The 12,296-nt window shown below is 59.5% G+C and carries 11 protein-coding genes; 6 read left to right on the forward strand and 5 right to left on the reverse strand.

What is annotated here, in order from left to right; all coding sequences use genetic code 11:
* Positions 1–113 precede the first annotated feature (113 nt).
* Together ABOK31_RS20025 and ABOK31_RS20030 are read left to right on the forward strand one after the other, a co-directional pair.
* Positions 114–1,403, forward strand: coding sequence for an FAD-dependent oxidoreductase (locus ABOK31_RS20025; RefSeq protein WP_349960228.1), 1,290 nt, complete (start codon positions 114–116; stop codon positions 1,401–1,403).
* Between the two features lie 173 nt (positions 1,404–1,576).
* Positions 1,577–2,794, forward strand: coding sequence for an SfnB family sulfur acquisition oxidoreductase (locus ABOK31_RS20030; protein ID WP_349960231.1), 1,218 nt, complete (start codon positions 1,577–1,579; stop codon positions 2,792–2,794).
* Positions 2,795–2,876: 82 nt separating this feature from the next.
* On the opposite strand, the gene ftsZ is transcribed toward ABOK31_RS20030, so the two are convergent.
* From ftsZ to ABOK31_RS20050, 4 genes are all read right to left on the reverse strand, one after another.
* Positions 2,877–3,884, reverse strand: coding sequence for a cell division protein FtsZ (gene ftsZ / locus ABOK31_RS20035; protein ID WP_349960233.1), 1,008 nt, complete (start codon positions 3,882–3,884; stop codon positions 2,877–2,879).
* Between the two features lie 281 nt (positions 3,885–4,165).
* Positions 4,166–5,371, reverse strand: coding sequence for an acyl-CoA dehydrogenase family protein (locus tag ABOK31_RS20040; RefSeq protein ID WP_174180944.1), 1,206 nt, complete (start codon positions 5,369–5,371; stop codon positions 4,166–4,168).
* Between the two features lie 72 nt (positions 5,372–5,443).
* Positions 5,444–6,487 (reverse strand): substrate-binding domain-containing protein, encoded by a 1,044-nt coding sequence (locus tag ABOK31_RS20045; RefSeq protein WP_349960237.1) that lies wholly within the window; start codon positions 6,485–6,487, stop codon positions 5,444–5,446.
* A gap of 185 nt (positions 6,488–6,672) precedes the next feature.
* Entirely contained in the window at positions 6,673–7,344 is a 672-nt protein-coding gene (locus ABOK31_RS20050; protein ID WP_349960239.1) for a TetR/AcrR family transcriptional regulator, read from the reverse strand.
* 106 nt (positions 7,345–7,450) lie between these two features.
* On the opposite strand from ABOK31_RS20050, the gene ABOK31_RS20055 reads away from it, so the two are divergent.
* Positions 7,451–8,818, forward strand: coding sequence for a cytochrome P450 (locus ABOK31_RS20055; RefSeq protein ID WP_349960241.1), 1,368 nt, complete (start codon positions 7,451–7,453; stop codon positions 8,816–8,818).
* A 50-nt stretch (positions 8,819–8,868) separates the two neighbouring features.
* Here ABOK31_RS20055 and ABOK31_RS20060 read toward each other — a convergent pair whose 3' ends face one another.
* A complete protein-coding gene (locus ABOK31_RS20060; protein ID WP_349960243.1) occupies positions 8,869–9,906 on the reverse strand; it encodes a dipeptidase in 1,038 nt (345 codons plus the stop codon).
* Here ABOK31_RS20060 and ABOK31_RS20065 point away from each other — a divergent pair.
* The 3 genes from ABOK31_RS20065 to ABOK31_RS20075 all read left to right on the forward strand — a co-directional run bounded on the left by ABOK31_RS20065 (position 9,905) and on the right by ABOK31_RS20075 (position 12,180).
* Complete coding sequence (locus ABOK31_RS20065) at positions 9,905–10,279, forward strand: hypothetical protein (RefSeq protein WP_349960245.1); 375 nt, start codon at positions 9,905–9,907, stop codon at positions 10,277–10,279. The genes ABOK31_RS20060 and ABOK31_RS20065 overlap by 2 nt on opposite strands.
* Positions 10,280–10,500: 221 nt before the next feature.
* Entirely contained in the window at positions 10,501–11,688 is a 1,188-nt protein-coding gene (locus ABOK31_RS20070) for a helix-turn-helix domain-containing protein (protein ID WP_349960247.1), read from the forward strand.
* A gap of 270 nt (positions 11,689–11,958) precedes the next feature.
* On the forward strand, positions 11,959–12,180 hold the full coding sequence (locus ABOK31_RS20075) for a hypothetical protein (RefSeq protein WP_174182405.1): 222 nt from the start codon (positions 11,959–11,961) through the stop codon (positions 12,178–12,180).
* Positions 12,181–12,296: the final 116 nt, after the last annotated feature.

Here is a 12,296-nt window from a genome sequence, read left to right on the forward strand (position 1 = left end):
CGGCGAGGCGCACTGTACGGTGCGCCTCGCGTGAAAACATCCTGGCGCGCACCCCTCAGCGGCTGATCGGTCGAGAACGCCATCCGGCATAGTTATTGAGAGATCATCCGCTGATGCCCAGCAACGTTGCCAATCCGACCTTATGGACACTGACGGCAGGGCCAACTCCCGAACTTTCGTGCGCTATGCCTTCCCGCTCAGACGTCATCGTGATCGGCGGCGGCTTCACCGGCCTGACCGCAGCGCTTCACATTGCTCGCGCCGGCCGATCCGTCATCGTCCTCGAGGCCGGGCGATTGGGTGCCGGTGCGAGCGGCATGAATGCCGGCTTCGTCGTGCCGAATTTCGCCAAGGCGGATCCGGCAACCGTCCGCCAGAAGCTGCCACACGGCAAGGCGGATGCGCTGTTATCGCTGGTCGGCGCGGGTGCCGACGAGGTCTTTGCGACGATCGCAGACGAGGAGATTTCCTGCGACGCAGCGCAGACCGGCTGGCTGCAGCCGGCCTATGGCGACGATATGGCTGCGATCTTGCGCCAACGGGCAAAGGATTGGACGGAGCTTGGCCGTCCGGTCGGGTTTCTCGATGCCAGCGCCATCCGAAGCGAAACCGGCATGGATATCTATTCCGGCGGACTGCTCGATCATTCCGGCGGCACCCTCCATCCATTGAATTATCTCTACGGGCTTGCGCGCGCGGTGACCAAGCGCGGCGGCGTGATCCGTGAGAGCAGCAGGGTCGAGCGTGTCGAACGACATGGCGGTACCTGGCGCGTCAGCCTCGCCGGTCACGAAATCGAAACGGATGTCGTCATCCTCGCCACCAATGCCTTTACCGACGGGATAGCCGCGCGCATGGGCCGAACCGGTGTACCGCTGAAAGTCTATCAGGTGGCAACGAGGCCGATCGATGCCGAAACCGTTGCACGGATCGCCCCGCATCGCCGCCCAGTCGGCGACACGCGCTCCAACCTGTTCACCTATCGGCTCGATCGTGACAACAGGCTGATCAGCGGCGGCATGGCGATCAATCCGATCGGCGCCTTCGAGCGTGTCGGCCGCGCCGTCGTCGACCGGCTGACCTCCGAACTCCGCCTGCCGCACCATCCCGGCATGGAGATCGTCTGGACCGGAACGGCGATCATGACGCCGGATTTCCTGCCGCGTCTTTACCGTTTCGGCGACGGCTTCTTCGGAGGGATCGGCTGCAACGGCCGCGGCATCGCCATGACTGCGCAACTCGGCCGGATACTGGCGAGACTGGCGCTCGGCGAGGCGGTGGATTCCCTGCCGATCCCGATCCAATCCAGTCGCGCCCTGCCATTTCATGGCTTCACCCCGATCGTCGCTTCGCTTGCGCTGGCACATGCGCGCTTTGAAGATTGGCGAGCCGGCCGCCGATAGCCGCTCGTAGGATCGATGTTGTGAGCGCCGACACAGCCTCAGGCAGTAATTAACCATTAATTCTATAGATAAAGGAATGAAGACGCGACCGCATCCCCAAAAATGAAATGCCTTTTCTCGAAGCCTGGCTTTGAATGCGGCATCGTGGCGCCGAATGAAATCGGAGCCTGCCCATGAACGCGCAACTGCACCATATCAACGCCACGCACCCGGAGGCCACGGTACTGGAAACCGAACAACAGGCGCTGGCAGTCGCGCAGGCGCTTGCCGAGCGCTTTGCCGCCACCGCTTCGGAGCGCGATAGCGAAAGGCTGCTCCCCTTTGCCGAGATGGATGCCCTGGCACAATCCGGACTGCTGGCGATTACCGTCCCCGAGGAATATGGCGGCCTGGATGTTTCGAATACAACGCTGGCCGAGATCACGGCAATCCTTGCCGAAGCCGATGGCTCGATCGGACAGATCCCGCAAAACCATTTCTATATCCTCGAGGCTTTGCGCGTCGATGGTTCCGAGGATCAAAAACGGTACTTCTTCGGCCGCGCATTGGCGGGCGATCGTTTTGGCAATGCCTTGTCCGAGCGTGGCACGAAGACAGTCGGGCACTACAATACCCGCATCACCCGCGATGGCCCCGGCTATCGTATCAATGGTCGCAAGTTCTATTCGACGGGCGTTCTCTTTGCCGATTGGATCACCATCTTTGCGCTGGATGAGGCCGACAAGCTGGTCATGGCTTTCGTTCCAAAAGGCACTGAAGGCGTCGAAATCATCGACGATTGGGATGGCTTCGGGCAACGCACGACCGGCAGCGGCACCACGGCTCTCAACAATGTCTATGTCAATGCCGATCATGTCGTCCTCCATCACAAAGGCTTCGAGCGGCCGACGACGATCGGCTCGGTCGGCCAGATCATCCATGCCGGCGTCGATCTCGGCATTGCCCGAGCCGCCTTCGCGGAAACGCTTGACTTCGTGAAGACCAGATCGCGTCCCTGGATGGACAGCGGCGTCGAGCGTGCCAGCGACGATCCTTTGACCATTGCCAAGATCGGCCAGATTGCCATCCGGCTGGAAGCGGCGGCTGCAACCATCGAGCGCGCTGGCCGCAAGGTCGATGCCGCGCAGGTCGAGACGACGGAAAAGCGGGTGATCGAAGCCACGCTCGCAGTCGCAGCGGCAAAGGTTCTGACGACGGAAATTGCCATCGAGGCGACGAACACGCTGTTCGAGCTTGCCGGAACCGCCTCGGTCAAGCTCGACCTCAATCTCGACCGGCACTGGCGCAATGCACGTACGCACACGCTGCACGACCCCGTTCGCTGGAAATATCACGTCGTCGGCAATTATCACCTGAATGATGTCATCCCGCCGAAGAACGGCGCGCTTTGACGGATAGACAAAAGCCCCGTCGCAGGCGCCGGGGCTTTCATACAATCAGTGGAATAAACCAGGGCCGGCGAGCTAAAGCCGGTTAGTATCGATCCCTATTGATTTCCATAGGCTGGCCAGCCGATGCCACCAGACTCTCGAGACCGGTTGCAACAACCGATACCCTGAACACCCCATCGAGATTCCTGTCAAAAATCGCGCCGACGACGATATCGGCATCAGCAAAGACTTCGTCGCGGATGCGGCTGGCGGCCTCATCGACCTCGAACAGCGTCATGTCCGTCCCGCCAGAAATGGAGATCAGCACGCCCCGCGCGCCCTTCATGCTCATATCGTCCAGAAGCGGATTGGAGACGGCGGCATCGGCTGCTTTCAACGCGCGGCCCGGTCCTGAGGACTCGCCCGTTCCCATCATCGCGCGTCCCATTCCTCGCATCACGGATTTAACATCGGCGAAGTCAAGGTTGATGAGACCCTCCTTAATGATCAGATCCGTGATGCAGCTAACGCCCGCGTACAGGACCCTGTCCGCAGTCACAAAGGCATTTTCGAAGGTTGTCGTGGCATCCGCAATGCGAAACAAATTCTGATTGGGAATGACGATGACGGTGTCCGCACTTTCGCGAAGTCGCTCGATGCCCTCGTCGGCTGTGCGCATGCGCCGGTTGCCTTCGAACGTAAAGGGCTTGGTGACGACTCCGACCGTGAGGATGCCCGCCTGCCGCGCGACCTGAGCGATGATCGGGGCGGCGCCCGTGCCGGTGCCGCCACCCATTCCCGCCGTCACGAAGCACATGTGCGTGCCCTGGAGATGATCCATGATCTCATCAATGGATTCCTCAGCGGCGGCTCGTCCGATTTCCGGCAGGGAGCCTGCACCGAGACCTTCCGTCACCTGTGTGCCAAGTTGAATGCGCCTGGTCGCTTTGGACGTCGCAAGCGCCTGCGCATCCGTATTTGCCGCTATAAATTCAACGCCCTGAAGTTTTTGCGCGATCATATTGTTGATCGCGTTGCCGCCGCCACCCCCGACACCGACGACGGAAATCTTCGGTATCACCCCGGAAAGTGGTGCGCGCGTGTCAGCCATGAAGGACTCCATTGGATCAATTTCATTCTCAATCGCGATCGCCTGTCCTTGTGGAAACGGACGTTGGAGCGATTCGTGAGTGACGAGATCCTAGCGGGGAACATGTGCGCATTGCGGCATGCGCCGGCAACCCTCCACAGAATAATCAGTTGAGCACAGGATTTGTGAGCCGGATATTAGAATATCAATCGTCCGGCATATTGCGCGAAGGCTATAATCGGGCGAGCGCAGCTTAAAGCTGTGGCATGTTCCACCACCGTGCCGCGCTCTCGCCCTGGTGGTCAGCTGTAGAGGCTGACCTCGGGAATCCGGTCGTTCAGAACGAACTCGCCGACTTCCTTGGCCTTGTAGAAGACCGGATCGTGCAAGGTATGGGTCCGCACATTGCGCCAGAAGCGATCAAAGCGGTATTTCTCGGCGGTCGAACGGGCGCCAGTCAGCTCGAAGACGCGTGAGGTGATATCGAGGGCAACATGGGTCGCGTGCACCTTCGCAGCATAGGCCTCGGCTGCCGCCTCGCCACGCTCCCGTGCGGTCGCCTTGCTTCCTCTCGCCAGAGCTTCCTGAACCACCGCCGCAGCGCTGTCTGCCAGCGCGGCTGATGCCTTGAGGGCTGCTGTGAATTCACCGACGCGCTCCAGAATATAGGGATCGTCCGATGCCCGATCGACGCCAGAGGTGATCCATGGCCGCGTTGTGGTGCGGACATACTCGACGGCCTCTCGCAACGCCCCTTCGGCGGTGCCGAGATAGAAGTTCACGAAGACAAGCTGAATGAGGGGCGTGTTGAAGGTCGCGAGCACCGGCGCTTCGCCGCCAGCCGATGCCACTCTGTCCAGATCCTCTTCATAGACGGGGAAATCATGGAACTCGACGCTGCCGCTGTCGGAGAGACGCTGGCCGAAATTGTCCCAGTCGTCATTGGCCTTGTAGCCTGACCGATTGGTCGGAACGGCAAAGCCGACGATCCGGTCATCAAGCGCGGCATTGGCGTTGATGTAGTCGGATACGTGAGCGGCCGTGGAAAAGGATTTGCGGCCGTTCAGAACATAGCCGTTGCCGCGGCGGGTCAGAACGAGGCCCGGATCGCGAGGGTTGACCGCTGCACCCCAGTAAAGGCTGTTGGCAACCGTCTTGCCGCCGAGTTCCTGGGCGCGCGCCTCGTCGAAGGCCCAATAGATATATTGGCTGTTGACATAGTGATAGCCGAGAAGCTGGCCGATGGAGCTTTCGCCGCGCGCAAGAATGCGCACCAGCCGCAAGCCATCCACCCAATCGAGGCCGCCGCCGCCAATCTGTGGTTCATGCAGCGCGTTCAACAATCCGGCATTTTTCAGTTTGACGATTTCACCGAGCGGCGGCCGACCTTCGCGATCAAGCTCCGCTGCGCGCTTGGAAAGGTCAACGGAAATCTCTTCGGCTCTGGTAAAGAGGTCCTCGCGCGTGGCGTTTCGATTGCTCGCAAAGACGACGTTGGACTGGCTCATGATATGAACTCCGGTTCATGGACGTAATCCGGCGGGATCGGAAAGTCCCGCCGGCATATCGAGGATGACTGCTTAGAAAAGCTTGTCCGGTATCCAGCTGGCGGTCACCGCATCGCTGGCGCTGAAGGCCGGAACTTTCTTGGCCAGTTCCTCGATCGTCTGGACCTTGGCAGCGCGAAGCCCTTCCTGCGTCAGCAGGGTCGGCTTGACGGTGATCTGGTGCGGAACTTCCTGCCCTGCCACCTGCAAGGCGGCGGCGCGAATGGAGACGGCACCGACAACGGCAGGATTGGTCGCAACGGTCGCAACCCATGGGCTGCCCGGCTCGGTAATTTCCTGAATGTCGGCCGTCGATACGTCGGCCGAATAGATCTTCAGCTTGCCGGCAATGCCTAAATCCGTAGCCGCGAGCTTCACGCCGCGGGCGAACTCATCGTAAGGCGCGAAGATGACGGTGATGTCGGGATTGGCCGCGAGTGCCGCCTTGGCCTGATCGGCCGTCGAGGTTGCCGTCGTATCGCTGACATTGCCGAAGCGGGCCTTTTCGACGACGCCAGCATTCTGCTTCTTGAAAGTATCCCAGACCTCGTTGCGGCGGTCGAGCGGCGCAAAGCCAGCGACATAGACATAGCCTGCCTTGAAGCTATTGCCATTGTCCTTGACGACCTGCTTCAGGGCAAGGTCGGCGAGCTCGTGATCGCTCTGTTCGACCTGCGGAATCCTAGGATTGTTGAGATTGACGTCGAAGGCAACCACCTTGATGCCCTTGTCGAGCGCCTGCTGAACGACGTCACCAAGCGATTCCGGCAGGCCGTGGTCGATGACGATGGCAGAGACACCGAGGTTGATCGCCTGGAGGATCTGTTCGCGCTGCGCGGCTGCGTCCTGACGGCCAGGGAAGACGCGCAAATCGATATCGAGCGCCTTGGCCTGGGCTTCGGCGCCCGCCTGATAGGCCTGGAAGAAATCGCCGGCGGAGATGTAGCTGACCAAAGCAATCTTCACGCCTCCCTTGTCAAAAGGGGCTGGCGCGCCATGAACGCCAGCTGCGAGCGCAGCCTGTGTCAGCACAAACGGGGCAACGGCCGACAGGGCAAGCCGTGTGAAAAATCTCATGGTCGCGATCCTTACGATCCATCGGAAGCGTCGTCTGACGGAACCGTGACCCTGCGACGCATGCAATTATTAGATATAAACCCTATGTTTTTAGTAGATTAAATCATCCGATTTTGGCCGACTTCGGAGATTCTTTGTTCGTTTGCCAAGGGAATGGCGGCAAGGACTTACCCGGCGGAAAGGCCTCAGACGAAGGGCTCCGCGAGCATCTCTTCGAGATCCGCTTTTGCCTGGGGCGAAAGATAGGGCCGCAACAGGCTGGCGACCTGACCGAGCCCCCAATGCACATGCTGGGGTGTCAGCTCGCCCACGCCTTCCTGAAGCCCGAGATAGACGGCCCAATAGGTCGCGACGATCCGCATATTGGTCATTAGTGCATTGCGATCATCCGCGGCGGCGCTGATCAGGCCGGCATCCTCCATACGCTGAAAGATGGCATCGACGGAAACACGCATGCCGGCGCTGACCATCAGGATCGGCGCTTTCAAGCCGGGGGCGATTGCCAACAGACCCGGAATGTCGCGAAACAGAAAACGATGGGTCCAGACGAGCGAGAACCATTTGCGCAAAAAGCCGGCATAGGCTTTCGAATCCGCCCCTTCTACGGAATCGGCTTGCCTGACGAGCGCCAAGGCATCGGCCTCGAAACGGGAAAACAGAGCCAGCACAAGCGATTCCTTGGTGCGGAAATGATAATAGAGATTGCCCTGATTGATGTGCACGGACTTGGCGATTTCCGCCGTGGTCACGGCCTCAGGCCCTTTCCGGTTGAAGAGCGACAAGGTCGAGATGAGGATCCGCTCGCGCGTATCTGGCCGCGCTCCAGCTTCTGCTCCCTTGCCTTTGTTGCCCGACATCCTGTTTCCCTCTTGAAGCCCTAAGGTATCCACCTTATTCTCTGTAAGGCAAATACCTTAATCCTGATCTACAGGTATCCGCCGGAGCGAACAAGGAGATAGAAGGATGAATGCAAGCGTGAACGCTGCCGATCTCTCGCAAGCGACATTTCCCCTTACCCCGCGCTCCATGCCGCATGTCCTGCTTTCGCTGATCCGCAACCCACTTGACGCGCTGCCGCCGGAAGTCTTCACCGAGCCCGTTGTCTTCACGCAATTGGGCGGCAAGTTGCGGGTCTATCTCACGGATCCGGAGCTCATCTATCAGGCGCTGGTCCGCAATTCCGATGCGCTCGGCAAGGGCGAGGATGTCCGCCGCGTGCTAGGCCCGGCACTCGGCAACGGCATTCTCACCTCCGACGGCGCCCATTGGAAATGGCAGCGTCAATCGGTTGCCGGCGCTTTTCGCCACGAAAAGCTGCTGGAGCTCCAGCCGGCCATGATTGCGGCTGCCGGACGCAGGCGCGATCTCTGGCGCACTCATAAGAACAGCTCCATCGACCTATGTCAGGAAATGATGCGCACCACCTTCGATATTATCGTCGATACGATGATGTCGGGCGGCGATGGCATCGATGTCGACAAGGTCGAGCGCAATATCACCAACTACCTCAAGCCGACCGGCTGGAAATTCGCGCTCGGCTTGCTTGGCCTACCCGACTGGATGCCACATCCCGGCAAGGAAAAGGCGCGATCAGCCGTCACCTTCCTGCGAAAGACCCTTGGCGCGGTGATTGCCGAACGACGCCGCAGCGGCAAGGAAAGGAACGATCTGGTTTCCATGCTGCTTGACGCAGCCGACCCCGAAACCGGTCGCATGATGACCGATGAGGAGGTTATCGACAATCTGATGACCTTCATCACCGCCGGTCACGAGACGACGGCCCTCGGTCTTGCCTGGACCTTCCATCTTCTTGCCGGCCATCAAGACTGCCAGGCGAGGCTCTTCGAAGAGATCGCCGCCGTGACCAAGGGCGGCCCCTTGACGGCCGAACATCTCGGCAAGCTCACCTATGCCCGACAGGTCTTTTCCGAAGCCATGCGGCTTTATCCGCCGGCGCCGATCGTTTCGCGCGCAGTGATCCGCGAATGTACCATCGGTACGCACACCATACCGGCCGGCACCATCATCTATGTACCAATCTACGCCGTGCATCATCATGCGGACCTTTGGGAAGATCCGCAGGTTTTCGATCCCGACCGCTTTGAGCCGGAGGTGGCAAGAAACCGCCATCGCTATGCCTTCATGCCTTTCGGCGCCGGTCCGCGCGTCTGCATCGGCAACGGCTTTGCGATGATGGAGGCTGTTGCGATCCTCGCCGTGCTCCTGCAAAAATTCCGCGTAACCGGCTCGAACGAGCCCTCGCCCAAGCCGGTCATGAAGGTGACATTGCGGCCAATGCACCCACTGTCGATCAACCTCGTCGAACGATAGGCGAGCCGCCCAGTTGCCTTAACGCAGACAGAAGCGAGAAGCGCCTCGCCTCAGCCGCCCCATGTCTGTTCGAGGACGCGAACCCAGTTTTGATGGGCGATCTTGGCAAGCGCCTGGTCGTCAAACCCATGCGCACGCAGGGCGTCGATCAGCTTCGGCAGGCCGCTGGCATCGCCGAGTGCCGCTGGAATGGTCGTGCCGTCGAAATCGGAGCCGAGCGCGACATGCTCGATGCCGATGCGCTCGGCAATGTAAGCAACGTGGCGAACGAGGACTTCGAGCGGCGTATCGGTGTTCCTGACACCATCATCCCGCAGGAAGAGCACGCCGAAATTGATGCCGACCAGGCCGCCGGTATCGCGGATCGCGTCGAGCTGCCTGTTGGTCAGATTGCGGCTATGTGGGCTGATGGCATGCGCGTTGGAATGCGAGGCGACCAGCGGCGCATTCGACAGTTTGGCGATATCCCAGAATCCCTGCTCGTTCATATGCGAGAGATCGATCATGATCCTGAGCTCGTTGCAGGCGCGGATCAGATCCTTGCCCGCATCGGTCAGGCCTGGGCCGATATCAGGCGTCGAAGGAAATCGGAAAGGCACACCATAGGCAAAGACATTGGGGCGACTCCAGACAGGTCCAAGCGTGCGCAGGCCGGCCTGGTGCAGGACGTAGAGAGCATCGAGATCGGCCGCGACCGCTTCCGCACCTTCGATGTGGAACACCGCAGCGAACTGGCCTTCGGCAATCGACCGCCTGATATCACCGGCTGAGCGGCAAACCTTCACAGCTCCCTCGGACCGGGCTTCGATCGCAAGCAGAAGCCGTGCCATCGCCAGGGTTTCATTCAGGGCATCCGGTTGGGCAGGTGTTGCGAAATCGGCATTTTCAGCCTTTGGCTGATCCGGTGACGGGATGAATATGGCGCAGAGGCCGCCCGCGAGACCGCCACGGCGGGCGCGAGGCAGATCGATATGTCCGGCAGCTTCGCCATTCAGGAAAGCGTTGACGGAATTCAAGCCACCGCGACGCAGCCGAAGCAGCACGTCGTTATGGCCATCGAAGACGGGGATTATCGAGGATTCGGTCATGTCTCATTCCAAAATTGCAGTTGATATCTGCCTAGGCAAGCTTGGCGGGATGGGCAACTGCAAACTACGCATAGGGTCTGTGAAACCGGAATTGGTCGTTTGCAAGACGCATTTTGAGAGAATCGCCGGAAAATACGCTAGTGATCGGGGGGTGCCAAGCCAGCGGCGACAAAAATGGAACAGTTTCGGACCGGTTTGCCAAATCAGTCGCATCGAAAGAGCTCGTGCTTTCGCTTGGACGCGCTCGGATGCAGGACTTCGATGGTCATGCAATATGCGGCTTGCAAAACGCACCGGCATGACGCAGGCCCGCCCCACGAGCGGTCATATTTTAGGACAATTGCAGCGGGAATATGGGTTTGGTGACCCGTAAGGCTTGCCTTTTCAAAAAGGCGCAGCAAATGAAAGCCTTAGTATGATAGAAGAGCTAGGGATACGGCAGGGATTGCGGCATACCGACTAGCTGGAGAAGACAGCTCAAGGCAGGGTTCAAACCTTATTCGATCGAAGCAAGGAGCAGTTGCGGCTTGATCACGGATGAAGAGTTGACGGTGATGCTCATGTCCTGTGCTGATGGTGTTCGAGGAGACCGGGTTGTCTGATTTCCGACGCGAAGAACGATCTGAATCTGCGTCAGACGAGACGAAGGGCCAGCCATGGCGCAAGGACAGGAAGTCCTCGCAATCTGACAGGCGGCGTTTTCCGCGATCGGAGGAAGCGACCACCGAGGAAGCCCTGCCTCCGCCAGCCTTGCAGCCTTTAAAGTTCTCAACGCGCGACATGGAGCCGGCCGAGCAATTTGCCGCCTGGCAAGCCTATGTCGCTCCCGTGGCCGACGTCCGGCTGCCGGATAATGTCTTGCCGGAAGCCGGCTTCGCTGCCGACCACATCGCATGGAATCTTGGCGGCATGCTCATCGTTCAACAGGACACACCGCCCCATAGCTACATGCGGTCGCAGGCGAAGGCGAAAACCAACCACATCGATCACTGGCATATTTCCTTGCTGAGCAGCGGCCGGACCTGGACGGAAGTCGATGGCCGTGTTCTGGAGGGCAAGCCGGGCAAGGTGGAACTGCGCTCTTTGGGACACCCTTTTCGAGGGCGGTCCACCGAGGCGAAAAGCCTTTCGCTGTTTTTGCCGAGAGCGCTGCTGTTTGATGTCCCAACACCGGTGGAGATCGAGAACAACGCCGCTCTCTCCGGCATATTCACCAATATGCTGATCGAATTTCTCGATAGCGTCGAAGACAATCTTCCACGCTTTGCAGCCACCGATCTGCCGCACGTCGTCCAGACGGTACGCAATATGATTGTGGCTTCCGTTTCGACTTCAGCGGCGCAATCGACCGGCATGGAGCAACACAGCACCCTCGCGGTGACCGAGCGTGTGCGGCGGTTCGTGGAAGGCAATCTCACTTCGGGTGAGTTGACGGTCGAGCACATATGTCGCGAGCTCGGCATATCCCGTACCAGGCTCTATCAGATATTCGAACAATATGGCGGCGTGCATCACTATATTCAGCGCCGCCGCCTCCTGTCAGCTCATGCCGCCCTCAGCGATCCAGCCAATCGGGAGCAGATCGTCGACATCGCCTTTGCCGTCGGCTTTTCCTCGGCAGCGCACTTCAGCCGCGCCTTCGGCAAGGAGTTCGGCTACAGTCCCCGCGAAGCCAGAAACCTTACCATTCCGCGCTATCTCGGGCAGATCGTCTCGCCAGCATCGTCCGGCAGCAGCCACTCCTTCGACGAATGGCTGAAAACCCTCGGCTACTATCACTAGACAGCGGATTTTGATGCCTTGAGGCAGGCGCGGGACCGGAAGGCCCGTGCAAGCGGAAGCGCATCTTCCCACCGGGTCCCCATGCCGGTCCGAAACCGCACTTCAGCAATTGCGAAAATGGACGCTGCTGCAAGTTTCAGGATGCACGTCTAACGACATATGGTGCGTAACCCATTAAAAAAGAAGAACAATAATCGTTTGGGCACCAAAGCTCTGGTGTTTGGTGAATGTACTCTGCGTCCACCGGGGCAACTCTTAGGGAAAACAGCAATGGTATCTACTCGCCAAACAATAGAGATCAGCAAGCCTCAGCATCCCGTCAATGATTCATACCGCGCCGTCGAGCGCGAAGAGGTCCTTGAAGTGGCCTTCCGCGATTTCGTTCAAATGGTGCTTGCTGCAGGCTGGAACGAGCCGGAAGTCGCTTTGACCTTGGCCGATATTGCAGACGACTACGTAATGGCCCTCGCTGGTAGAGTTGCGGAGAAATAGTGTTGCGTGTCCGTCCGTGCTCCGCAGGGGTGAGCACGAACGGTTAGAAGCAACTCTTCAGCATGCCGTCGATGGCACCGCTCAATAAGAAGCGGGTCATCGGCGGCATGAATTTT

The organism is Rhizobium sp. ZPR4, from assembly GCF_040215725.1.
Lineage (GTDB): Bacteria > Pseudomonadota > Alphaproteobacteria > Rhizobiales > Rhizobiaceae > Rhizobium > Rhizobium rhizogenes_D.